This window comes from Sphingomonas crocodyli (assembly GCF_004005865.1).
Lineage (GTDB): Bacteria > Pseudomonadota > Alphaproteobacteria > Sphingomonadales > Sphingomonadaceae > Rhizorhabdus > Rhizorhabdus crocodyli.
The window spans coordinates 2,952,689-2,976,477 of sequence record NZ_SACN01000001.1; the positions used below are offsets into that span (position 1 = coordinate 2,952,689).

23 protein-coding genes are annotated in these 23,789 nt (G+C 65.6%); 12 read left to right on the forward strand and 11 right to left on the reverse strand.

The window, feature by feature from the left end:
• Nucleotides 1-50 precede the first annotated feature (50 nt).
• The 3 genes from EOD43_RS14145 to EOD43_RS14155 form a co-directional block, all read right to left on the reverse strand.
• Nucleotides 51-389 carry a response regulator gene (locus EOD43_RS14145; RefSeq protein ID WP_127744469.1) on the reverse strand — a complete coding sequence of 113 codons (339 nt, stop codon included), beginning with the start codon at nt 387-389 and terminating at the stop codon, nt 51-53.
• A 198-nt stretch (nt 390-587) separates the two neighbouring features.
• Entirely contained in the window at nt 588-1,385 is a 798-nt protein-coding gene (locus EOD43_RS14150; protein WP_127744470.1) for an arginyltransferase, read from the reverse strand.
• A gap of 264 nt (nt 1,386-1,649) precedes the next feature.
• Nucleotides 1,650-2,894, reverse strand: coding sequence for a threonine ammonia-lyase (locus tag EOD43_RS14155; protein ID WP_127744471.1), 1,245 nt, complete (start codon nt 2,892-2,894; stop codon nt 1,650-1,652).
• Between the two features lie 80 nt (nt 2,895-2,974).
• Between EOD43_RS14155 and EOD43_RS14160 the strand changes: the two genes are divergently transcribed.
• From EOD43_RS14160 to EOD43_RS14170, 3 genes are all read left to right on the forward strand, one after another.
• Nucleotides 2,975-3,847 carry an NAD(P)-dependent oxidoreductase gene (locus tag EOD43_RS14160; RefSeq protein WP_127744472.1) on the forward strand — a complete coding sequence of 291 codons (873 nt, stop codon included), beginning with the start codon at nt 2,975-2,977 and terminating at the stop codon, nt 3,845-3,847.
• Nucleotides 3,844-5,499 (forward strand): amidohydrolase, encoded by a 1,656-nt coding sequence (locus tag EOD43_RS14165; RefSeq protein WP_127744473.1) that lies wholly within the window; start codon nt 3,844-3,846, stop codon nt 5,497-5,499. Before EOD43_RS14160 ends, EOD43_RS14165 begins: the two co-directional genes overlap by 4 nt.
• Before the next feature lie 63 nt (nt 5,500-5,562).
• Nucleotides 5,563-7,194 carry an alkaline phosphatase family protein gene (locus tag EOD43_RS14170; RefSeq protein WP_127744474.1) on the forward strand — a complete coding sequence of 544 codons (1,632 nt, stop codon included), beginning with the start codon at nt 5,563-5,565 and terminating at the stop codon, nt 7,192-7,194.
• A gap of 139 nt (nt 7,195-7,333) precedes the next feature.
• On the opposite strand, the gene EOD43_RS14175 is transcribed toward EOD43_RS14170, so the two are convergent.
• The 5 genes from EOD43_RS14175 to EOD43_RS14195 form a co-directional block, all read right to left on the reverse strand.
• Nucleotides 7,334-7,579: a hypothetical protein gene (locus EOD43_RS14175; protein ID WP_127744475.1), complete on the reverse strand. Its 246-nt coding sequence runs from the start codon at nt 7,577-7,579 to the stop codon at nt 7,334-7,336.
• Nucleotides 7,580-7,589: 10 nt separating this feature from the next.
• The gene (locus EOD43_RS14180; protein ID WP_206363528.1) at nt 7,590-8,585 is read right to left on the reverse strand and encodes a right-handed parallel beta-helix repeat-containing protein; all 996 of its coding nucleotides are present in this window, start codon (nt 8,583-8,585) and stop codon (nt 7,590-7,592) included.
• Nucleotides 8,586-8,619: 34 nt separating this feature from the next.
• Nucleotides 8,620-9,618: an inorganic phosphate transporter gene (locus EOD43_RS14185; RefSeq protein WP_127744476.1), complete on the reverse strand. Its 999-nt coding sequence runs from the start codon at nt 9,616-9,618 to the stop codon at nt 8,620-8,622.
• 12 nt (nt 9,619-9,630) lie between these two features.
• Nucleotides 9,631-10,743, reverse strand: coding sequence for a DUF47 family protein (locus EOD43_RS14190; protein WP_127744477.1), 1,113 nt, complete (start codon nt 10,741-10,743; stop codon nt 9,631-9,633).
• Nucleotides 10,744-10,816: 73 nt separating this feature from the next.
• Entirely contained in the window at nt 10,817-11,452 is a 636-nt protein-coding gene (locus EOD43_RS14195; RefSeq protein ID WP_164857232.1) for a response regulator, read from the reverse strand.
• Nucleotides 11,453-11,580: 128 nt separating this feature from the next.
• On the opposite strand from EOD43_RS14195, the gene EOD43_RS14200 reads away from it, so the two are divergent.
• The 5 genes from EOD43_RS14200 (at nt 11,581) to EOD43_RS14220 (ending at nt 16,762) form a co-directional block, all read left to right on the forward strand.
• Nucleotides 11,581-12,213, forward strand: coding sequence for a response regulator transcription factor (locus tag EOD43_RS14200; protein ID WP_127744479.1), 633 nt, complete (start codon nt 11,581-11,583; stop codon nt 12,211-12,213).
• Nucleotides 12,210-14,702: a response regulator gene (locus EOD43_RS14205; RefSeq protein WP_240653203.1), complete on the forward strand. Its 2,493-nt coding sequence runs from the start codon at nt 12,210-12,212 to the stop codon at nt 14,700-14,702. The genes EOD43_RS14200 and EOD43_RS14205 overlap by 4 nt, the downstream gene beginning before the upstream one ends.
• Entirely contained in the window at nt 14,699-15,073 is a 375-nt protein-coding gene (locus EOD43_RS14210; RefSeq protein ID WP_127744480.1) for a response regulator, read from the forward strand. Before EOD43_RS14205 ends, EOD43_RS14210 begins: the two co-directional genes overlap by 4 nt.
• Before the next feature lie 248 nt (nt 15,074-15,321).
• Nucleotides 15,322-16,218 (forward strand): dioxygenase family protein, encoded by an 897-nt coding sequence (locus EOD43_RS14215; RefSeq protein WP_127744481.1) that lies wholly within the window; start codon nt 15,322-15,324, stop codon nt 16,216-16,218.
• Between the two features lie 97 nt (nt 16,219-16,315).
• Nucleotides 16,316-16,762 carry a hypothetical protein gene (locus EOD43_RS14220; protein WP_127744482.1) on the forward strand — a complete coding sequence of 149 codons (447 nt, stop codon included), beginning with the start codon at nt 16,316-16,318 and terminating at the stop codon, nt 16,760-16,762.
• Here the strand turns inward: EOD43_RS14220 and EOD43_RS14225 are convergent.
• The 3 genes from EOD43_RS14225 to EOD43_RS14235 are packed head-to-tail and all read right to left on the reverse strand — an operon-like array spanning nt 16,732 to nt 20,089.
• The gene (locus EOD43_RS14225) at nt 16,732-17,958 is read right to left on the reverse strand and encodes a DNA adenine methylase (RefSeq protein WP_127744483.1); all 1,227 of its coding nucleotides are present in this window, start codon (nt 17,956-17,958) and stop codon (nt 16,732-16,734) included. The genes EOD43_RS14220 and EOD43_RS14225 overlap by 31 nt on opposite strands.
• Nucleotides 17,958-18,734 (reverse strand): class II aldolase/adducin family protein, encoded by a 777-nt coding sequence (locus EOD43_RS14230; protein WP_127744484.1) that lies wholly within the window; start codon nt 18,732-18,734, stop codon nt 17,958-17,960. Before EOD43_RS14230 ends, EOD43_RS14225 begins: the two co-directional genes overlap by 1 nt.
• Nucleotides 18,731-20,089 carry an MFS transporter gene (locus tag EOD43_RS14235; protein WP_127744485.1) on the reverse strand — a complete coding sequence of 453 codons (1,359 nt, stop codon included), beginning with the start codon at nt 20,087-20,089 and terminating at the stop codon, nt 18,731-18,733. Before EOD43_RS14235 ends, EOD43_RS14230 begins: the two co-directional genes overlap by 4 nt.
• Before the next feature lie 73 nt (nt 20,090-20,162).
• On the opposite strand from EOD43_RS14235, the gene EOD43_RS14240 reads away from it, so the two are divergent.
• The 4 genes from EOD43_RS14240 (at nt 20,163) to EOD43_RS14255 (ending at nt 23,788) form a co-directional block, all read left to right on the forward strand.
• On the forward strand, nt 20,163-21,125 hold the full coding sequence (locus tag EOD43_RS14240) for a D-2-hydroxyacid dehydrogenase (RefSeq protein ID WP_240653204.1): 963 nt from the start codon (nt 20,163-20,165) through the stop codon (nt 21,123-21,125).
• Between the two features lie 65 nt (nt 21,126-21,190).
• On the forward strand, nt 21,191-21,805 hold the full coding sequence (locus EOD43_RS14245) for a TetR/AcrR family transcriptional regulator (RefSeq protein WP_127744486.1): 615 nt from the start codon (nt 21,191-21,193) through the stop codon (nt 21,803-21,805).
• Between the two features lie 346 nt (nt 21,806-22,151).
• A complete protein-coding gene (locus EOD43_RS14250) occupies nt 22,152-22,538 on the forward strand; it encodes a hypothetical protein (protein ID WP_127744487.1) in 387 nt (128 codons plus the stop codon).
• On the forward strand, nt 22,535-23,788 hold the full coding sequence (locus EOD43_RS14255; protein WP_127744488.1) for an efflux RND transporter periplasmic adaptor subunit: 1,254 nt from the start codon (nt 22,535-22,537) through the stop codon (nt 23,786-23,788). The genes EOD43_RS14250 and EOD43_RS14255 overlap by 4 nt, the downstream gene beginning before the upstream one ends.
• The last annotated feature ends 1 nt before the right edge of the window (nt 23,789 follow it).

A 23,789-nucleotide genomic window follows, 5' to 3' on the forward strand; every position in this document is an offset into this window, starting at 1 on the left:
CGCTCTCCTCGCGAGAGCATAACCGTCCGAAAGGCCTTAGGCTCCGCGGATCAGTGCCGAACCTTGTCCAGCATCCTTTCGAGATCGCCAAGGGTGCACGGCTTTTCGAGGACCGGGCCGGTCAGATCGAATTCGCCAGCATAGCCCGTCATGTAGATGATCCCGATTTCGGGATGACGGGTGCGTACAGCATTGGCGAGCGAGACGCCGTTCATGCCGGGCATGCGCACATCGGTGAGCAGGATATCGATGCGATCGGGAACGCAGGCGATCAGATCGAGCGCCGAAACCGCATCGGGCGCCTCCAGAACCTTGTGATCCAGATGGCGGATCATATCGCTCGTCACCTGCCGGACGAGCAGATCATCGTCTACGCACACCACCAACATGAACGCACCTCATACTAAACACAGGAAATTAACCTGCATCAATTCGAGATGGTTCAAAATTATGAGCCACTTTAGGTCAAAAGTTACAAAGTAATCGATTGCGTTACAATCAAGATTGTCGGAATTCTCCCACAAACGAATGCATCCGCTTTCGGATTTATATGAACACGCCTCAATTCAGGCGTGACGATCGCAGGATCAGACGATCTGCGTCAGCTTGGGCGGAAGTGCCTGCTGCGGGCCGGTCTGCGGCTGGGGCACGGGCGCTTCGAAACGCTGCCAGCCATTGGGGCCGAGCCGTTCGAGCGGCTGGAAGCGGGTCTTGTACTGCATCCGCGACGACCCCTCGACCCAATAGCCGAGATAGACGAAGCTCAGGCCCGTCTGCGCGGCGCGGCGGATATGATCGAGGATGATGTAGGTGCCGAGACCGGGACGCTTCTCGTCATCGGTTTCGAAGAAGCTGTACACCATCGACAGGCCGTCATTCTGATTGTCGGTCAGGCACGCGCCGACCAGCTTGCCGGGGCGCCCGTCGACCGACGGCTCGCGATATTCGACGACATGGGTGCGGATCGGCGTCTGTTCGACCATGTCGGCGAAGTCGAGTTCGTCCATCTCGGCCATGCCGCCGCCGGGGTGGCGCGCCTTGAGATAGGAGCGCAGCAGCGTGAACTGTTCCTCGGTCGTCCACGGTTCGCACACGTTGATCTCGAGATCGGCGTGGCGACGCATCAGCTTGCGCTGGCTGGCGTTCGGGCGAAACTCCCGCGCGACGACGCGGACGGAGACGCACGCCTGACAATCGACGCAACTGGGACGATAGGCGACTCCCTGCGAACGGCGGAAGCCGATCCGGCCCAGCGCATCGTTCAGTTCGGTCGCGTTCGGGCCGCTGAGTTCGGTGAAGACCTTGCGTTCGATCTTGCCCGGCAGATAGGGGCACGGGCCGGGCGTGGTCACGAAGAAGCGCGGGAAACGGAATTGCGCGGTCATGCCCGTCCTGCCCTCCTCAATAGCGTGAATCGCCAGTGCTTGGCCCCAAGGTGACGAATATGCCGTGCCCTTGTTCCGATGGAAAGGGCGTTAACCCTCTTTTTGCGACCATTGGGGGAGGCCGTCCCCCACCCCACTCGTCATTGCGAGCGTAGCGAAGCAATCCAGGCCCGCATGAGAGAGGCTCGCGACCTAACTCCAGTGCGGGCCTGGATTGCTTCGTCGCCTTCGGCTTCTCGCAATGACGAGGTTAGTTGGAGGAGATCAGGCCGCCTCGATCTGCGTCACGTCATAGCCCTCGGCACGCAGCGCCTGAAGCAGACGTTCGAGATGCGGAGCATCGCGGGTTTCGCATTCGATGTCCGCGATCGTGCCCTTGGCGGGCAAGGTCGTGAAGACGCGCTGGTGATCGATGCCGACGATGTTGACCTGCTGTTCGTCGAACACTCGCGCGACGTGGAACAGCGCGCCGGGGCGGTCCTGCATCGCGATGCGCAGCCGCGCCAGACGGCCCGAGCGCGCCAGATCGCGCAGCAGCACGTTGGCGAGCAGGCGCGTGTCGATATTGCCGCCGGTCAGGATGATGCCGACGTTGCGACCGCGGAACCGCTCCGGATGGGTGAGCAAAGCCGCAAGGCCCGCCGCGCCCGCGCCCTCGGCAACCGTCTTTTCGATCTGCAGCAGCATCGCCACCGCATGTTCGAGTTCGCGTTCGGCGACGAGGACGATGTCGTCGACCATCGCCTCGACGATGCCCGCGGTGATCCCGCCCGGCTGCTTGACCGCGATGCCTTCGGCCAGCGTATCGCCCGCGCACGGCAGGGTGACGCCCTTCATCTTGGCGTACATCGACGGATAAAGTTCGGCCTGAACGCCGATCACCTGCACCGGCTTGCTGTGCGACCGCGCGACCACGGCCGCGCCCGAGATCAGCCCGCCGCCGCCGATCGGCACGATCAGCGTGTCGATCTCCGGCGCGTCCTGCAGCATTTCGAGGGTTACGGTGCCCTGCCCCGCAATCGTATCGGGATCGTCGAACGGGTGGACGAAGGTCAGCCCCTCCGCCTCGGCCATCAGGACGGCGGCCTCCGACGCATCGTCGAACCGCTCCCCGATCAGGACGACGCGCGCGCCATGCCCTTCGGTCTGCTGCACCTTCACCGTGGGCGTCGACTTCGGCATCACGATCGTGACGGGGATACCCAGCCGCGCGCCATGATAGGCCAGACCCTGCGCATGATTGCCCGCCGACGCCGCGATCACGCCGCGCGCCTTCTTATCCTCGGTCAGCAGGCACAATTTGTTGAGCGCGCCGCGTTCCTTATAGGCGGCGGTGAACTGAAGATTTTCGAACTTGAGCCACACGTTGGCGCCGGTCAGCGTGCTGAGCGTCCGGCTGTGCATAATCGGCGTGCGCACGATCGACGGGGCGACGCGAACATGCGCGGCGCGGACATCATCGATGGTGACGGGGACGCTCACGGCGTCGCTTTTCTGCACACTTGCCATAGTGGGGCGGGCCATAGCGGTTCGCAACGCGCGCGTCACCACCTAGCGCGCCCCGATTTTCCGCCCTATGCCTGCGCGTCATGGCGAAAGTGACCTTCCTGGGACTGGGCGTGATGGGCGCCCCGATGGCGCGGCATCTGGCGAAGGCGGGGCATGACGTGACCGTCTATAACCGCACCGCTGCGCGCGCCGAGGCGTGGGTCGCGGCGAATGGCGGCCGTTGGGCCCCGACCCCGGCTGCGGCGGCCGAGGATGCCGATGCGGTCTTTTCCTGCGTCGGCGCGGATGGCGATCTGGAGGCGGTAACGCTGCGGTCGGACGGATGCTTCCGCGCGATGAAGAAAGGCGCGGTGTTCGTCGATCATACCACCGTGTCGGCGCGGATCGCGCGGCAGCTGGCGGTTGAGGGCAAGGATCGCGGGCTGCTGGTGGTCGACGCGCCGGTCTCGGGTGGTCAGGCGGGCGCCGAGAACGGCACGCTGTCGATCATGTGCGGCGGCTCCGCCAAGGCGATGGCGGCGGCCGAGCCACTGATGCAGGCCTATGCGGCGCGTATCGTCCATGTCGGCGGCGCGGGCGCGGGGCAGACGACCAAGATGTGCAACCAGATCTGCATCGCCGGCGCGCTGCAGGGCGTGTCGGAGGCGCTGCGCTTCGCGCAGAATAGCGACCTCGATCTCGACAAGGTGTTCGAAGCGATTTCGGGTGGTGCGGCCGCCAGTTGGCAGATGCTCAATCGCTGGAAGACGATGGCCGGCGACAGTTTCGACTTCGGCTTCGCGGTCGATTGGATGCGCAAGGATCTGGGCCTCGCGCTCGATGAAGCGCGGTCGAACGGGTCGGCGCTGCCGGTGACGGCCCTGGTCGACCAATTCTATGCCGACATCCAGAATATGGGTGGCCACCGGCAGGACACGTCGGCGCTGGTCCGCCGCCTGCCGCTCGATCAATGAAGCGGGGGCTTCGCACGGCGCTGCTGGGCGCCATCGCCCTCCTCACCACACCCGCCTTTGCCGATGGCGTGATCGACAATGCGAACGGCTATACGCTCAACGACCGCGGCGATCTGATCCGGTTCGACGGGCTGCTGATCGACGACAAGGGGCGCGTTTCGAAGCTGCTCCAGAAGGGCGACCGGCGACCGGAGAAGCTCGACTTCCGGCTGGATGCGCAGGGGCGCACGATCATCCCCGGCCTGATCGACGCGCATGGGCATGTGATGGAACTGGGGCAGGTCGCGCTGTCGCTCGATCTGTCGAACACCAATAGTCTCGCCGAAGCGCAGGCCGCGCTCGCCAAATATGCCGCCGATCGCCCGACCCCGCCGTGGATCGGCGGCGGCGGATGGAATCAGGAACGCTGGGGCCTGGGCCGCTTCCCGACCGCGGCGGATGTCGACGCGATCACGCCGGGCCGCCCGGTGGTGCTCGCCCGTGTCGACGGCCATGCGCTGCTCGCCAACAGCGCGGCGATGGCGGCGGCGGGGATCAGTGCCAAGACCAAGGATCCAGCCGGCGGCCGGATCGAGCGCGATGCGAAGGGCAATCCGACGGGCGTGTTCGTCGATGCCGCGCAGAAACTGATCACCGATGTCGTCCCCGCCCCCCTGCCGCGTGATCGCGATGCGATGCTGGCGAAGGCGCAGGACATCCTGCTGGGCTACGGCATCACCTCCACCGCCGACATGGGATCGACGATCGAGGATTGGCAGGTGATGCGCCGCGCGGGCGACGCCGGGCGGCTGCGCGTGCGGATCACCAGCTATGCGCATGGCGTCGATACGATGCTCGCGGTCGCAGGGACGGGGCCGACCCCGTGGCTGTACGACGATCATCTGCGGATGATCGGGGTGAAGCTCTATGCCGATGGTGCGCTGGGTTCGCGCGGGGCGTGGCTCAAGGCACCTTATGCCGATGCGCCGAACAATCGCGGTATCCAGTTCCTCGACGATGCCAAGCTGAAAAATCTGGGCAGTCGCGCGGCGATGGACGGGTTCCAGGTCGCGATCCACGCGATCGGCGATGCGGCGAACGAACAGGCGCTCGACGCGATCGACGAGCTGGCCAACACCTATAAGGGCGATCGGCGCTGGCGGATCGAACATGCGCAGATCGTCGACCCGATCGACATTCCTCGCTTCGGCAAGAACGGCACGATCGCGTCGATGCAGCCGGTGCACCAGACGAGCGACCGGATCATGGCCGAGGCGCGGCTGGGCCCGGCGCGACTGGCGGGCGCCTATGCGTGGAAGGCGATGATCGACGCGGGATCGCCGCTGGCCTTCGGTTCGGACTATCCGGTCGAAAGCCCGAACCCCTTCCCCGCTCTCGCCGCCGCGATCAGCCGGACGGGGCCGGACGGGCAGCCGGTAGGCGGTTGGCACCCCGAACAGGCGATCACGCTGACGCAGGCGTTCCGCGCCTTCACCGCCGACGCCGCGCATGCGGCCTTCGCCGAAGGCAAGGTGGGGACGCTGACGCCCGGCCATCTCGCCGACTTCCTGATCCTCGACCGCGACATCTTCGAAGCCGGCGCGCCCGCGATCCGGCAGGCGAAGCCGCTGGAAACGTGGATTGGCGGCAAAAGAGTTTGGGTCGCAAAGTAGGACCGACACGAAGCTGACATGCGTGGGGGCTAGCGGCATCGAAAAACAGGGAAGTGTGAATCGATGAAGAAACTTGGGTTGCTCTCCGCTCTGCTCGCCAGCCCCGCATTCGCCGCGACGCCCGCCACCGTCCCGCCGCCCACCCCCAAGCTGATCGTCGCGATCTCGGTCGATCAGTTTTCGGCCGATCTTTTCGCCGAATATCGCCAATATTATACCGGCGGCCTGAAGACGCTGACGCAGGGCGCGGTCTTCCCCTCGGGCTATCAGAGCCATGCCGCGACCGAGACCTGCCCCGGCCATTCGACGATCCTGACCGGCGCGCACCCGGCCAAGACCGGCATCATCGCGAACGACTGGATGGACCTGAGCGTCGCGCGGCCCGACAAGACGATCTATTGTTCGGAGGACGAGACCGTCCCCGGCTCCAGCTCGGAACATTATACCGTTTCGCCCAAGCATCTGCTGATGCCGACGCTGGGCGATCGCATGAAGGCGTTCAATCCCGCCTCGCGCGTCGTATCGGTCGCGGGCAAGGATCGCGCCGCGCTGATGATGGGCGGGCACGTTGCCGATCAGATGTGGTGGTGGGACCGCGATCATTTCGTCAGCTTCGTCGGCAAGGCGGAGACCCCGACGGTGAAGGCGTTCAACGCGCGGATCGCGGCGCAACTGGCGAAGGCCGGCAAGCCTTACACGCTGCCCGCCATCTGCCAGACGCGCGTGTCGGCGGTGCCGGTGTCGGCGAACCGCTCGGTCGGCGTGCCGATCCCCGCGCGCAAGGCGGGCGACAAGGCCGCGTGGCGCGTTTCGCCCGAATATGATCAGTCGACGATCGACCTCGCCTCCGCTCTGGTCGACGAGATGAAGCTGGGCCGTGGCGAGGCGCCCGACGTGATCTCGATCGGCCTTTCGGCGACCGACGCGGTTGGCCACACCTTCGGCACCGAAGGCCCCGAAAGCTGCGGGCAGGTAATGCATGTCGACGCGCTGCTCGGCACCTTCTTCACCAAGCTGAACGCCGCAAAGATCCCCTATGTCGTAGTGCTGACCGCCGATCATGGCGGGCATGACCTGCCCGAACGCAACCAGATCCACGGCCTGCCGTCGGACACGCGCGTCGATCCGGACAAGTCGCCCAAGGTCGTCGATACGGCGATCACCCAGGCGCTCAAGCTCGACGGCGTGACCGTCTATGGCGGCGGCAGCTTCGGCGATTTCTACATCTCCAAGGGCCTGTCCGACGCGAACCGCAAGCGCGCGATCGAAGCGACCAAGACCCGACTGTCGGCCGATCCGCAGGTCGGCGCGGTGTTCACGGCGGAGGATTTCGTGGGCTACAAGCCGACGACGATGCCCGTGACCGAATGGACCCTGCTCGATCGCGCGGCCGCGAGCTATCATCCCGGCCGGTCGGGCGACCTGATCGTGCTGCTCAAGCCGAACGTGGTGCCGATCCCCGATCCTTCGCGCGGTTCGGTCGCGACGCACGGCAGCCCGTGGGACTATGATCGCCGCGTGCCGATCCTGTTCTGGTGGCCGAACGCGCATGGGTTCGAACAGCCCAACCCGGTCGAAACGGTCGACATCCTGCCGACCCTCGCCGCGCTGATCGGCTTGCCGATCACAACCCCGGAAATCGACGGCCGCTGCCTCGACCTCGACGCGAGTGCGGCGGACAGCTGCAAGCGGTAACGCCCAGATCCTCCCCCGGAGGGGGAGGTGGCAGTCCGTAGGACTGACGGAGGGGTATTGGCCGGCAGCAATGCGCCAAGCCTCGAGTACCCCTCCACCGGCTGCGCCGGTCCCCCTCCCCCTCCGGGGGAGGATTTAGTTACGCCGCTACCTCGACATAAATCCGGCCCGCGCCGTGGCTGTCGGCCCACGCGAGGCCCGCAGTCAGTGCCTCGTCGAAGCTGGGATACCATTCGGGGCCGATCAGGAAGACCTGCGCCTTCGTGGGGCCGTGGATCTTTTCGATCTGGCCGCTGAAGCCGAACTGGCCATCCTCCTCGACGATCGCGACATAGTCCGAACTTTCGGGGGGCTGCGCGCCGCGATCCAGCTTCACGATCTCCACGGCCGTCCTCCTACCCCAAAATCCTGTCGCGCACCGCCGCCAGAACGCGACGTATATCGCGTTTCAGGCTTGGCGGTTCGGCGCCCTCCGCGCCACGATATTCGGTGATGCGCGGGCTGACCACATTGCGTTCGATCCGCATCGGCGATTTGGTCCAGTCCGACACCAGGGCGGCGGGCCAGGTGATGCCCGGCGCCTGATGCGCGCGATTACCGACGACGGCGAGGCCCGCCGAAGGATTGTCGCGCGATTCCGCGCCGACCGCGACGAACGCCGAATGGTTTTCCTTGTCGTGGCCCTGCACGAAGATGTTGCGCTGGATCGTGCCGGTCGCACCCGCCGGCAAATCGATCATGTAATTGGTGGTGTGGCCGCGCGTGTCATCGAAGCTGCTGTCGCTGATCGCGATGCGGGCCGCGCGGCTTTTCACATAATGGCCGCCGCGCCCGCGTTCGAAGCGGCTGCGCGTCACCGTCACACTTTTATAGTGCCCGATATAAATTGAATGCGCGCAGGCGAGATCGCGATCGCAGCGGCCGAGGCCCGCAAAGGTCGATCGATCGATGCGGATATCGGCCTGAGGATCGCTGTTGCCGAGGATGCCTTGTTCGGAATCGCGGAAGATGCTGTTGCTGACGCTGAGCGGCCCCTTTTCTGCCCTGATCCCCGCCGCATTGCCGTCGCTGACGCCCAGCCGGCGGAAGACCAGCCCTTCGACCACCGCGCCGCGCCCGCGCAGGACGAGGGTCGCCTTGTCCTCGCACGTTGCGCCTTCGAAGATCGTCTTACCGGGAACGGCGCCGCGATAGGTGATGCGGCCCGCGCTCTGCACCGCGCAGTCGCGGTGGACGCCGGGCGCGATCAGGATCGTCGCGTCGCCATCGCCTGCCGCGTCGACAGCGGCCTGCAGCCGATCGAAGCCCTGCCCGGCCGGCAGCAAAGTATAAGTCGCGGCGCCCACGGGGGACGCCGCCACCAACAGGGACAGGACGAACGAACGGATCATCGAGCCTCTATGCGAAGACCCGGCCAACGATCGATCAGAAGACGAGTTTCGCAAGCCCGTAAAATGCCGCGGCGATCAGGCCGGCGGCCGGCAGCGTCACCACCCACGCGACGACGATGCTGCTCGCCACGTTCCAGCGCACCGCCGACAGGCGCCGCGCCGCGCCCACGCCAACGATCGCGCCGGTGATCGTGTGCGTGGTAGATACCGGGACGCCCAGCCAGGTGAAGCCGAACAAAGTGATCGCGCCGCCCGTTTCCGCGCAGAAGCCTTGCGCCGGGGTGAGGCGGGTGATCTTCGACCCCATCGTGTGGACGATCTTCCATCCGCCCGCGAGCGTGCCGAGGCCCATCGCCGCCTGACACGAGATCACGACCCAGAAGGGAACGTCGAAATCGCCGCTGAGCAGGCCCTGCGAATAGAGCAGCACGGTGATGATCCCCATCGTCTTCTGCGCATCATTGCCGCCGTGGCCGAGCGAGTAGAGCGAGGCGGAGACGAGCTGAAGCTTGCGGAACCTTTTGTCGACCGCGAGCGGGGTCATGCCCAAAGTCGTCCAGGCGAGCATCAGGACGAGCATCAGCGCGAGGCCCAAACCCAGAGCGGGCGAGATCACGATCGCCGACACCGTCTTGAGCACGCCGCTCCACACCACTGCTGCCGAGCCCGCCTTGGCGACGCCCGCGCCCAGCAGGCCACCGATCAGCGCGTGGCTGGACGAGGACGGAATGCCCAGCACCCAGGTGATGACGTTCCAGATGATCGCGCCCATCAGCGCGCCGAAGATCACATAAGCATCGACGATATCAGCGACGACGATCCCCTTCCCCACCGTCTGCGCGACGTGGAGGCCGAAGAACATGAAGGCGATGAAGTTGAAGAAGGCCGCCCAGAGCACCGCATATTGCGGGCGCAGGACGCGCGTCGACACGATCGTGGCGATCGAATTGGCCGCGTCGTGCAGGCCGTTCAGGAAATCGAACAGCAACGCGATCGCGATCAGCGCATAAAGCGCGGTCAGGGAAATCATCATGTCCCTGACCCCTTATGCGTGATCGATGACGAGACCCTGGATCTCGTTGGCGACATCTTCGAATCGATCGACGATGCGTTCCAGATGGCTGTAGATTTCGCGGCCGACGACGAAGCCCAACGCATCGCTGCCTTCGCTGGCCTTGAACAGCGCCTTGATGCCGTCGTCGTGGATCTCGTCGGCATGGCCTTCGAGCTGGATCAGCCGTTCGGTCAGCGAATGGAGCCGCGCCGAATTGGGGCCGAGCGAGCGGAGCAGCGGGATCGCCTCCGCCGTGACGCGCGCGGCCTCCACGATGATGCCGCTCATGTCGCGCATCTGCGTTTCGAAGCTGGTGACTTCGTACAGCTCGATCGCCTTGGCGGTCTTGTTCATCTGATCGATCGCGTCGTCCATCACGCCGATCAGCCCGGTGATTGCGCTGCGATCGAACGGGGTGACGAAGATGCGGCGCACGTCCTGCAGAACGTCGCGCGTGATATCGTCGGCATCATGCTCACGATCCACGATCGTCTTGATGTGCGCCGGAATGTCCTTGCCCTGCAGTAGCAGCGCGAGCGCCTCGGCCCCCGCCACCAGCAGAGCCGAATGTGATTCAAACTGTTCGAAAAAACGCCCCTGGGAAGGCATCAACGCCTGGAACCAGCGCAGCATCGGGATCACCTCGCTCAAACGTGACCGCACGACCGGCACCATCCGCTGTGCGACACCCGGCGTGGGCGGCGGTATCCGGAAGGTAGCGATCAGCGTCTTGAGTTCCGGCTCGTCCACTGCGGACGCGCCTTCGTCAAGCGAGAACCACCGTATTTGTCTTTCGTTACGTTCCGGCCAATCGTTCGCCTGGAACAGAAATTTGAGCGGGAAAACGTCGACGGTCGCCTGTTTCACCGATCCGTTGCGCCGCCTTTTTCCATAGGCAAAGCTTCCCAACGCCGTGGGACAAGGGATTCCCCGGACGCCCGCCTCTTCATAGGCTTCCTGCGCCGCCGCCTCATGAGGGGCAAAGCCGCGCATTCTGTTGCCCTTGGGAACGATCCACCGACGTGTCTCACGCGACGTGATCAGCAACACCTCCGCCCGTCCATCAGTCCCGATTCGGTAGGGCAAGGCGGCGATCTGGCGTATGGTGATTCCCTTCTGGCGGCTCAGCCCCTAGGCGATTCGCCGCCCCGTGTCTGTAATAAAAATGTCATAATCATTACCCAGCCCGCCGCGCGATCGCATCGAGCGACAAGGCGCGCACCGTCGGCCAGGTATGATCCGCGCCGCCATCCTGCATCGCCAGCCACGCGGCGCTCAGAACGCCCAGCCCAAGCGTGCCCGCAAGCCCGCCGATCTTGTGGCCGATCCGGGCCTTGTCTCCACCCTGATCGACCAGTTCCACCGCCTCGGCCAGCGAGACGTAGAAGCGATCGAACATCGTTGCCGCCTGCTGCGCACCCAGCAGCGCCTCGAGCGTCTGGCGGGTCCGCTTGGGCGCCTTTCCGTCGTGCAGCCACTGGCGCAGGGTGGCGGCGGATTCGACGATGCCGAAGGGCTTGGCGAGCACGCCGTCCATGCCCGCCGCCACGAAACGATCGGCGTCACGCGATTTGCCGAGCGTCGTGAAGGCGATGATCGGCACCTCGATCGCCCATCCGCCGCGCGACCGGATCGCCGCCGTCGCCTTGTATCCGTCGATCCCCGGCATCTCCACATCCATCAGGATCAGCGCATATTGTTTCGTATCCAGCCACGCGGGCAGATCGGCGGCATTCGCCACATGATCGAGACGATGGCCCATCGACGCCGCAAGCGCCGACATGATCTGCGCATAGGCGGGTTCATCGTCCACAAGGAGTATTACGGAGTTTTCCTCGGACGTTGGCATGGGCCAGAACCTTCCTGTTAGTATATCCTACGCCCCGGAGAGGCGTTTCCGTTACGGAGTTCCCCGGTGCGGAATCAAGCGGCGAGTATAACGTGACACTTGGACGCATTTTGATCGCCGACGATCACCCGTTGATCAACGAAGGAATTCAGATCGCGCTCCGTGTGCATCATCCGGGCTATGTCGTCGACGTGGCCGGATCGATCGCCGATGCGGAGGTGATGATCCAGCAGCATAATGACTATCGTCTGCTCCTGCTGGATTACGAACTGCCTGACAGCAATGGTTTCAACGGCTTTTTCAAACTGCAGCACTTGCTGGGCCGCGTGCCGATCGCCATCATTTCGGCGCATGACAGCAAGCAGATCCTGTCGGCGGCGCGCGCGGTGGGCGCATCGGGCTTCATATCGAAGCGGCAGCCGCTGGACGTCATCGTCGCCGCGATCGGCACCGTGCTGCGCGGGGGAAGCTCCTTCCCGCCTATCGATGCGAGCGCGGACGACGCCGAACAGCTTCGCAAGCGGATCGAAAGCCTCTCCAACGCGCAGCGGCGCGTGCTGATGGCGCTGGCGCATGGCGACCTGAACAAGCAGATTGCGGCCGAACTGGGCGTGACCGAGGCGACGATCAAGGCGCACCTTTCGGCCATCTTCCGCAAGCTGGGCGTCACCAACCGGACCCAGGCGATCCTGATGGTCCGCCCCCTTACAGGTGCCATGCCGTGAGACGACGCGGTCCCGTACGTCCAACCTGGCTTCAGATCATTGCACTCGCCGCGCTGGGGCCGATCGTCCTGGCGGCGATGGCGGCGTGGCTGGCCGGCGAATATAGCCGCTCCGAAGAGAGCCGCGCATTGACGCAGCAGTCCTACGAGCATCGCCGCGATATCGAGCAACTCTTCTCGCTGGTGCAGGACGCAGAGACGGGTCAACGCGGCTATATCGTCAGCGGCAGTCGCAGCTTCCTGCAGCCCTATGAGGATGCCCGCGCGCGCCTGCCCGCGCAGATCGACAAGATGCGGAGCAGCCATCCCAGGAGTGACGAGAAAGCCGGAGAGCAGCAACTCGCCGACCTGATCGGAATCAAGCTGGCCGAGATGCAGCAGGTGATCGAGCTGCGCGACCGCGAAGGCTTCGCCCCCGCGCGCGACCGGCTGTCCGAGGGCACTGGCAAACGCCTGATGGATCAAATCCGCGATCAGACCCACAAGCTGATCGCAGATGAAAGCCGCCTGCTCGAAACGAGCGTGCGCGAAAATGCAGAGCGGGTTCGGACAACGCTGCACATCATCTGGCTGGTGATCGCCGCCATCGCGGTCGGCATGGCGATTTCGGGCTATATGGTCGGGCAGAGCCGGCGGCTGCGCAACGAACTCGCGCTCGACGCCGCGGACGCCGCCGCGCGCCAGCAGGCGATCTTCAACAGCGTCAGCGATGCGATCATCCTGATCAACCCCAGCGGCAGCATCGACACGATCAATCCGGCGGCGGAATCGATGTTCGGCTATCGCACCGAACAGCTCCTGCGCCGCGACATATCGACGCTGGTAGAACTGGCGCCGGGCGAAGGCAGCTTCCTCGACCGGATCGGCTATCGCGACGGCGTGCTGGAAAACAAAGCCCGCATGGACCTGACCGGGCACACGTCGAATGGCGAGCCGATCGCGCTCGACGTCGTGTTGGGCGTGATGCAGCTGCCCGACGGAACCCATATCGTCGCCGCGCTGCGCGATGCCTCCGCGCGCAAGGAGGTCGAACGGCTCAAGGACGACTTCATCTCCACCGTCAGCCACGAGCTGCGCACGCCGTTGACGTCGGTTTTGGGATCGCTCAGCCTGTTGCGCGGCGGCGCGGCGGGCGATCTGCCGCCGCCCGCGCAGCGGCTGGCCGAAATTGCCGAAAATAATTGCCAGCGGCTGATCCGCCTGATCAACGACATCCTCGACATCGATCAGCTGCGCACTGGCAAGCTCGCCTTCGACACCGCGACGATCGACCTGCGCGATGTCGGCACCCGCGCCGCGCAGGCGATGAACGGGCTGGCCGAACGCAAGAACATTCGCATCGCGACCGACCTTACTGATGCGCCCGCGACCGTGAACGCCGACGTCGAACGGCTGGTGCAGGTGACGACCAACCTGCTGTCCAACGCGATCAAATATTCGCCCGACGGATCAACGATCGACCTGGCCGTGACCGAGGACAAGGATCGTTACGTCGTGCAGGTGACCGACAAGGGGCCCGGCATCGCGCCCGAATTCGCACCGCACATCTTCGGCCGCTTCGCGCAGGGCGCACAGCCCGAGGCGAAGATGATCGCGGGGACCGGCCTCGGCCTCGCCATCTCGCGCGAAATCGTCCTCCATCATGGCGGCGAGATCTGGTTCGAAAATGTCGAGGGCGCGGGCGCGCGCTTCGCCTTCTCGATCCCGATCCTGGCCGATGCCGCCGATCGCGCGCGCAACCGCTTCTACCGCATCCTGGTGTGCGAGGATGACGCCGACGTGGGCGAAACGGTGCGCACGATGCTGGCCAGCAAGGGCTATGACAGCGATCTGGCGCCCAGCGTGCAGGAGGCCGCGAGCCTGGCGCGCACCAACCGTTACGACGTCATCCTTCTCGACATGACCCTGTCGGACGCGGACGGCGCGGACGTGCTGCGCGCGCTGCATGTCGGCCCGAACGACGGCGAACGCCGCCAGCCGGTGATCGTCATTTCGGGCGCGCCGCCCAGCCGCGAGGTGGAGGAGATCGACACCGCCGACATCGTCGACTGGCTGCGCAAGCCGTTCGACGCCAACCGCCTGATCAACTCGGTCGAACGCGCGCTCGATCGTGCGGGCCGCGATCTGCCGCTGGTCCTGCATGTCGACGATGATGGCGACACCCGCGAACTGTTCGTCCGCGCGATGGCGGGACATGGCCGCGTCGTGACCGCGCACAGCATTTCGGAGGCGACCGGGCTGCTCGAACGCTATCCGCCCGATCTGGTCGTGCTCGACCTCGGCCTGCCCGACGGCAATGGCGCGAGCATGCTGCCGAAGCTGATCGACGCCGCCGGCGATCGTCTGCCGATCGTGGTCTATACCGCGCAGGATGTGGACGAGACCGTTCGCAACCATGTCGACGCGGTGCTGGTCAAATCGCGCCGGTCGCTGCCCGATCTGGTCGCTGCGGTGAACGAGATAATGGCAAAGCGGAAGGAAGCGGCATGACATCGATCCTCTATGTCGACGATGAGCCGGATATCCGCCTGATCGTCGAAATGTCGCTGAAGCTGAAGCCCGAGCTGACCGTGCGCACCGCGGAATCGGGCGAACAGGCGCTCGCCATCCTGATCGACGAGGGATGGAAGCCCGATCTGGCGATGATCGACGTGATGATGCCGGGCCTGACCGGTCCCGACGTCCTGGCCCGGCTGAAGGCGAACCCCGACACCGCCAACCTGCCCGTCGTCTTCGTCACCGCCCGCGCCCGGCCGCAGGATATCGACGATTATATCGCGCAAGGGGCGAAGGGCGTGATCACCAAGCCGTTCGATCCGATCGGCCTGGGCGATCAGGTGATGGGGCTGATCCCGGCCTGATCCTCACTTATCCTCCCCCGCCAGGGGGAGGTGGCGCCGAAGGCGACGGAGGGGGAGGACGCGAGACTTCTGCTGAGCCGCCGCCCTCCCCCTCCGTCAGCTTGCGCTGACACCTCCCCCTGGCGGGGGAGGATTGAGTGTGGTTAATCGTAGCGCCTTTGTTGCAGTCGGTCTCCCGACTGCCACATCGCGACATTCACGCGTGACCTGCGCGCTGCATCGCACTCTCCTGACATTGGGAGAGTCACATGCACGATCACGACCGCGGCCTTGCCTTCGATCTCGACACGATTTCGCGCCAGATCGTCGAGCGGCGGCGATTGCTCGGATGGTTTGCGGGCGCGGGCGCGACCGCATTGCTGACCGGCTGTGGCGGGGGCAGCAGCAGTTCGACCGAGACCGCATCGAGCACGACGACGAGCAGCACGACCACCAGCACCTCGACGACGACCGGCACTACCACCACGACCACGTCGACCAGCACCGGCCAGTGCGTCGCCGATGCCGCCGAAACCGCCGGCCCCTACCCCGCCGACGGCACCAATTCGGCCAGCGGATCGACCAGCAACGTGCTGACCAGCAGCGGGATCGTGCGGTCCGATATCCGATCGAGCTTCATCAGTTCGACAACGGTGGCGAGCGGGGTGCTGCTCACCATCACGCTCACCGTCGTCAACGTGAACGCCAGCTGCGCGCCGCTGTCGGGCTATGCCGTCTATCTGTGGCACTGCAATGTCGACGGCAATTATTCGCTCTACACCGTGCCGGGCGAAAGCTATCTGCGCGGGGTGCAGGTGACCAATTCGGCCGGGCAGGTGACGTTCACCACCATCTTCCCCGCCTGCTATGACGGCCGCTATCCCCACATGCATTTCGAGGTGTTCACGAGCCTCTCGGCCGCCACAAGCGGGCGCGCGGCGACGCTGACGTCGCAGTTCGCCATGCCGCGCGATGTGTGCAGCACGGTCTATGCGGGCAGCAGCCTCTACAGCAGCAGCGTATCGCGCCTCGCCGCCGTCACCACCACGAACGACAACGTGTTCGGCGACAATAGCAGCGCGCAGATCGCGGCGATGACTCCCTCGCTCACGGGCAGCATTTCGGCGGGTTATACGGGCACGGTGACGATTGGCGTTTCGGTCTGAAACTGCCTCCGTAAGACCCCGTAGTCACACGACTTTCGTCGAACCGAAGATCCGTCGGCAAGGTTTCGTTTACTCTGGCCGCCCAAGGCTGTCCGACATGGACGACAGGGGCGCATTCGAACGGCTGGCGGAGCATCAGCGCAAAATTCTCGGCATCCTCGACGATGCCGAGGCGCTGGCTCTGCATGGCACCGCCGACGATGCCTATTGCGTGGGGCAGAAGCGTTGGGAGCTGCTGCGCGCCGTCACCAACTATCAATATCACAAGCATGCCGAGGTCTTCGATCCGATGATCGCGCGCGGCATGCCCGATCAGATCCGCAAGGCGAAGGAACTCAAGGCGAACTGCACGAAGCTGGGCAACGAATTCCGCGCCTATGTCGCGCGCTGGACGCAGAGCGGGGTGTGCGACTGGCAGGTGTACAAGCCCGAGGCGCTGGAACTGATCAAGGCGATGCGGCTGCACATGGCGCGCGAGGCCCGCGCGATCGCGATGTTGATGGGCGAAACCGCCTATACCCGGCCGATCGCGCTCGCCGTCTGAGGATGCGCGTCGAGCGCGATACGCTCGGCCTGCTCGATCGCGGCGACCAGATCCTGCGCTGAGGTCCGCGCCGGGGCGGCCGTGTCGGTCAGCAGCACGAACTCGACATTCATCGGCTTGGGCGACATGCGCTGGCTGCTGACACGGTAGCGTTTGTAGCCCTGCACGAAGACGCTGGTGTCGCCGCGCGCGACGCAGGCCGCGACCATGTCCGCCACCGCGATATTGCCGTCGGTCGAATAACTCGTCGCGATCCAGCGCGCGTCGATCGCGCCCACCAGTGCCCGATAGGCGGCGAGCGCCTGCCCGCGATGATTATAGGCGCTGCGCCGCTCGCTACGCCAATCGGTGCGGATCGCCGATTTGCTGCCGCGCCCCTCGATCTTGGCACTGAGTAGCGGGCGATCGTCGAGCGCGATCGAGTTCAGCACATGATAGTTCGATCCATAGGGATGCTGGTTGTAGGGCGGATCGAGATAGACGAAGTCGGCCGCCTCCCCCGCCAGCTTCGCCGCATCCATCGCGGTCGCGCGCGCGGCAAAGCCGTTGGCGTGGAAGATGGCGGGCCGCAGCGTCAGATCGGCCTTGATCCGGTGCAGCGCCGTCCCCGTCTGCCCGCCCCAGCCGCGGTGAAATCCCTTGAACACGCCCGAGACGTTGGCGACGTAGCACGCCTGATAGAGCAGGGGCGCGAGCAGGGCGTTGCGCTGCCCCGCCTCGAGCCGCTGGTCCTCGATCCACGCGCGGATCGCATCGATCCGCATCCCGTTGCGGCGCAGGTAGAACATGCGGTCGCGCGCCGGATCGGGATTATCGTCATCGTCGGGGCACAGATGCTTCGTCACCCAGCCTTCGACCGGCGGCAGATCGTTGAGCGTCGCGATCACCTCCTCATAGGCGCGGCCGCGATAATCGGGGGCGGCGTCGAGCGCGACATGCGCGCCGTTGATCGCGCCGGCATAAGGCTCCCAATCGTTCGCCGTGACGCGGAAGCCCAACGTCTTGGCAAAGCGCGAGACGACCCCGCTGCCCGCGAACAGATCGACGAAATGCGCGCCATGCCCCAGTTCGGCGGCCGCGATCGCCTCCCCGATCAGCGGCAGAAGCTTCCGCTTGTTCCCGATATACGGGATCAGCTGATTGAAGAGATAATCGTCGGTCCAGCGCGCGGCATGGGCGCGGGCGTCGTAGAGCATCAGCTACGGTAACTCGTATCGTCCTTGTCGAGCAAGCGGACCGCCGCCGCCCATTCGAGCTTCGCGCCCGTATAGCTGCCCATGCCGTCGGGATCGTTCGCCATCGCATAGATGCGCCGGCTCTCCTCGATCGCCTCGTCGCTGACTTTGTGGATCGGCGCGCCGCAGGCCATCGTGTCGATCTGCATCCGACAGGCGGTCTCGAGGCTCCACAGATTGACGTAGCATTGGGCGACGTCGCGCCCGCCCGCGATCAGGCCGTGGTTGCGCAGGATCATGTTGTTGGCGCTGCCCAGATTGGCGACCAGCCGGTCGCGCTCCTCCATGCGGAAGGCCGGCCCTTCATAATCGTGATAGCCAAGATCGCCCACGAAGCGCAGCGCGTTCTGGTTGATCGGCAACAGCCCGCACTCGAGGCTGGAAACCGCAACGCCCGCCCGCGTGTGGCTATGCGCGACGCAGTGGAGATCGGGCCGCGCGGCGTGGATCGCACTGTGGATCACCAGCCCCGCATAGTTGATCCCATAATCGTGCGGCGGCGGGAGAAGGATATTGCCGTCGAGGTCGATCTTGACCAGGCTCGATGCGGTCATTTCCGAATAGTCGAGCCCGAAGGCGTTGATCAGGAACGCCCCCTCCTCCCCCGGCACCTTCAAGGTGACGTGGTTGTAGATCATGTCGGTCATGCCCAGCCGATGGATGATCCGGTAAAAGGCGGCGAGTTCGATCCGCGCCGCCCATTCGGCCTCGCTCACCTGCGCGCGGATGTCGATCATTCGCCGCTCTCCCGCACGCGATCCATCGCGCGCGCCGCCGCGCGGAAGCCCGCGAGGTAGATCAGGATCGCGAGCGGCGCGGCCACGCCGCACACGATCGCCACCGACCAGCCGACCTTGGCCGGATCCATGAAGACCTTGTCGGTCAGCAGGGCGACGCTGGACGGACCGACGATCATGCCCACCAACGTCGCCGACAGGTTCAGGATCGCGATCATCCGCCCGCGATAGGCGCGCGGCGTACCCGCCTGCGCCCCTGCGACCATCGCCGTGGTGAACGGGATCGCCATGTGGAACAGGCCCAGGCAGATCATCACAACCGTCAGGTTCGGCGCCAGCGCGAACGCCGCCACCGCCATCGATCCGCTGACCACCCCGCTGGCGATCAGGTAGCTGTAGGTGGCGTTGCGCAGATTGCGCGCCGTCAGCCAATCGATCATCACCCCCGAACCGGCGAAGCCGACGATCCCCGCAAACAGCGTGACGAGACCGAGGGTCAGCCCGATCTCGCGCGGATCGAGCCCCAGCGCGCGCGACAGATAAGCGGGCGTCCAATTGGTGACGGCATAAGCGAGGATGCCGAGGCAGCCCGTCCCGACCACGATCGTCGACACGAACAGCCAGTTCGCCGCGAGCCAGCGGCCGAAGCCCGGCGCGGCGGCGGCGTGCGGCTGAGGCGAGGTCGGCGCCTGCCTGCGCGTTTCGGGGGCAAGGAAGATCAGGAAGGCGGCGATGATGCCGGGGATACCGAAGCTCAAGAAAACGAGCTGCCATGGCTGGACCGCGCCGATCAGCGGCAACGCCACCACGCCAGCTTTTTCGGCCCAGGCGACGACGAGGCCGCCCGCCAACACCGCCGTGCCACCGCCGATCGCACCGCCCGTCGCCAGCACGCCCGTCGCCGCCGCAAGCTGTCGCCGGGGAAAGAGATCGGCGAGCATCGTATAGGCGGCGGGCGCAAGCGCGGCCTCCCCCACCCCCACGCAGAAGCGCGCGAGGAAGAGTTCGCCGAAGCTGCTCGCCAGCCCGCCCGCCGCGGTCGCGAACGACCATGCTGTGATCCCCAGATAGATGATCCAGCGCCGCGAATAACGATCCGCCAGCCAGCCGAGCGGCAGCCCGGCGAGCGAGAAGCAGAGCGCGAAGGCAAGGCCCTGCAGCAGGCTGACCTGCACGTCGCTGATCAACAGGTCGCGCTTGATCGGATCGATCAGCAGCACCAGGACCATGCGATCGATGTAGGACAGGATGGTGAAAAGCAGCAGGATGCCCAGCGTCAGGATCGCGCGCGGATGGCGCGTCTGAAGCACCGCCTGTCCGGAAAATCCGCCCTCACCCGCTCCCGCCAACGCCATTCCCGCTATCCTCGCTTGTATTTGAGGTAACTCTATCGGCTAGAGTGGCGCTGTCCACATAAGAGAGGAAAAGATGGGCGAAACCGCAAAACCGCTGATCGTCGGCATGCCGGGTCATCTGCGCCACCATTTCGAAGGGCGCCTGCCCGACGGGGTCGAGCCGCTCTATTTCGACACGGTCGAGGCCAATTTCGAAGGCGCATCTAAGGTGGACGTCGCCTGGTTCGATCATCGCGCGCAGCAGAAGAATATGAACGTCTTCGCGCACGCCGATCGGCTGCGCTGGACGCATGTGATCGGCGCGGGGATCGAGCATCTGCCGCTCGATACGTTGCGGGAACGCGGCGTTCGGCTGACCAACGGCGCGGGGATCAACGCGTCGGTCGTCGCCGAATATGCGGTGATGGGCGTGCTGGTCGGCGCAAAGCGCTTCGACGAGGTGGTGCGCGCGCATGATCGCGCCGAATGGCTGCCCGACTCGCCCGGCAAGATCGAGCTGGAGGGCGCCCGCGCGCTTGTGGTCGGGCTCGGCCATATCGGCGGCAAGATCGCCGATCGGCTGCGCGCGTTCGAGATGCGGGTCGATGCCGTGCGCAACAATCCGCGCCCCGGCGACGGCACGATGGGCCCGCATGAGTGGCAGGAGAAAGCGGGCGATTACGACTTCATCATCGTCGCCGCGCCTTCGACCGAGGAGACCAGGGCGCTGGTCGATGCTGCGGTGATCGCGCGGATGAAGCCGACCGCGTGGCTGGTGAACATCGCGCGCGGGCCGTTGATCGATCGCGAGCCGATGATCGAGGCGCTGCGCGAAGGCCGGATCGGCGGCGCCTTCCTCGACGTTACCGATCCCGAGCCGCTGACGCCCGACGATCCGCTGTGGAAGGCGCCCAACACGATCGTGACGATGCACCTGTCGGGCCGTGCGCAGACCGGGTTGTTCCGTCGTGCGGCCGATCTGTTTCTGCGGAATCTGGACGCCTATATGAAGGGCGCGCCGCTGCAGAACGAGATCGATCTGGCCCAAGGCTATTGAAAGCAAGGCCCGCTGCGGGCAAGGGACTGGACGGAAGCGGACAGGATACTTATATACCGACCGTTATGGAAACCGTTCTGGCACCCCCGCCCGCCAAGGGCCGCCCGCGCGAGTTCTGCTGTGAAGCGGCGCTAGGCGCTGCCCTGCGCGTCTTCTGGTCGAAGGGTTTCGACGGCGCGTCGATGGCCGATCTGACCGAGGCGATGGGGATCAGCAAGCCGAGCCTCTATGCGGCGTTCGGCAATAAGGAAGCCCTGTTTCACAAGGCCCTGGACCTCTACGAGCGCGAAAAGCTGGCCTATGTCGGGCAGGCGCTCGAAGCGCCGACCGGACGTGGCGTGGCCGAGCGCCTGTTGTTCGGCGCGCTCGCGATGCAGAATAGCGGCAACGATCCGGCGGGCTGCCTGGGCGTGATCGCCAGCGTCGCGTGCAGCGCGCAGGCTGAGTCGATTCGGGCCGACGTCACCCAGCGTACTGCATCGATCCACACCGCATTGGTCGATCGCTTTGCGCGTGCCTGCGACGAAGGCGATCTGCCCGAGGGGACCGACCCCGACGCGCTCGCGCGTCTGTTGGCCTCCATCACGCAGGGCATGGCCGTGCAGGCCAGTTCGGGCGCGACGCCCGAACAGCTCCGCCAGCTGGTCGACACCGCTCTGGCGATCTGGCCGGGGCGCTAACCCTACCGTCACCCCGGCGAAAGCTGGGATCCCTCAAGATGATGTGACGAGGCGAGGCGCGAGACTCACCAAACCCTGCCTGTCGAGGCGACGCCAAAAAGCGACGGCCCGATAGTTTCGGCTAAAATCTCCGCTTTACCGAAACATACCAATCGGTATAAAAAGATGTTGACGCGGTGCAGCGTCTATTTATATACCGATTGGTATGGAACGAGGTGGCGACGCGAGCGAGTCGCGCCACCGCCCCGATCCCCAAGTCTGCTTTTGACACACATGATCCGAAGTACCGGCGCGCGAGACAGTGTTTCGCCGGACGGACGATCACGTCCAATCGAGGGAGGTCACGATGGCCTATATGAACTTCAGCGATGCCCTGCCGCTCGCGGCGCATCTGGCGCCTGCCCGTACCGAAGCCGCCGCGCGGTTCAGCGGGCTGGAATGGTCGGTCATCGCGCTCGCGCGACAGGACGGGCTCGACAGTCTTGAAGAACCCGGCCGCCTGTCGCGCCTGCTCGGCCTGCTGTTCGGCTTCGGTTCGAACCGCAAGCTGGCCGACACCAAACTCGAAACGCTGCGCCGTCTGGCCGTCCACGGCTGGCGCGACGGGCATCGCCTGTCGCCCGAAGTCCAGGCCGAGGCACGCCGCGTCGGTTACAGCCCCGATCATGTCGAGCTGATGCTCGCCCGGATCGCCCCCTATCGCATCGGCCGCGGCCGTGAGGTGCTCGCATGAACGCTCCTACCCACATCACCCCGCCCGAGACGGTGACAGAAGCGCCCGAAAAGCGCCCGTTGCCGATCCGGCTCATCCTCGGCGCGGCAGCCGTCCTGATTGCGGCGGTCGGCTGGTTCCTGTTCCATCGTGGCCAGCCGGCGATGGCGATGCCCACGCCGGTCGTCACCGTCGCCAGCCCGATCGCGCGCGAAGTGACCGAATGGGACACCTATATCGGCCGCTTCGCCGCCAGCCAGGCGGTCGAGGTGCGCCCGCGCGTCGCGGGGCAGATCGTCGCCCGCCACTTCCGCGACGGCGACACCGTGCGCAAGGGCGAGCCTTTGTTCACGATCGATCCGCGCCCGTTCACGGCGGCGCTGGCCGAAGCCCGCGCTTCGGCCGCCAGCGCGCGTTCCACCCTCGCGCTCGCCCGCGCCGACCTTGCCCGCGCCGATCGGCTGAAGGGTGACGAGGCGCTGTCGACCGGCGAGATGGACGGCCTGCGCGCCCGCGTTCAGGCGGCCGAGGCCGGCCTGGCCGGCGCCGACGCCCGCATCCGCGCCCGTGCGCTCGATGTCGAATTCTCGGTCGTCCGCGCGCCGATCACCGGCCGTGTCTCCGATCGCCGCGTCGACATCGGCAATCTGGTCGCGGGCGGCGAAGGGTCTGCGGCGACCCTGCTGACCACGATCAACGCGCTCGATCCGATCTATTTCAGCTTCGACGCGTCCGAAGCCCTGTTTCTGAAGGCGCAGCGCAGCGCGCAGGCGGGCGCCCCCGCCCCCAGCGTCGAAGTCCGCCTGCAGGACGAGCCCGACTATCGTTGGAAGGGCAAGATCGACTTCACCGACAACGGCCTCGACAACCGTTCGGGCACGATCCGGGGCCGTGCGGTCCTCGACAATCCGAAAGGTTTCCTGACGCCGGGCATGTTCGGCAACATGCGCCTCGCCAATGCCGCGAAGGTGCGCGCGCTGCTCGTCCCCGACGCCGCCGTCCAGACCGATCAGGCGCGCAAGATCCTGCTCATCGTCGCCAAGGACGGGACGATCGCGGCAAAGCCGGTCGTGCTCGGCCCGGTGGTCGACGGGCTGCGCGTGATCCGATCGGGCGCCGACCTGCGTGACCGCGTCGTCATCGAAGGCATGCAGGCGGTGCAGCCCGGCGCCAAGGTCGACGTAAAGCCCGGCACGTTCGCCCCGGACAAGGAGGCCGCGCCCGCCGCGATCTCCGCCCCTGCGGCGGCCCAGGCGACCTTCGCTCGATAAC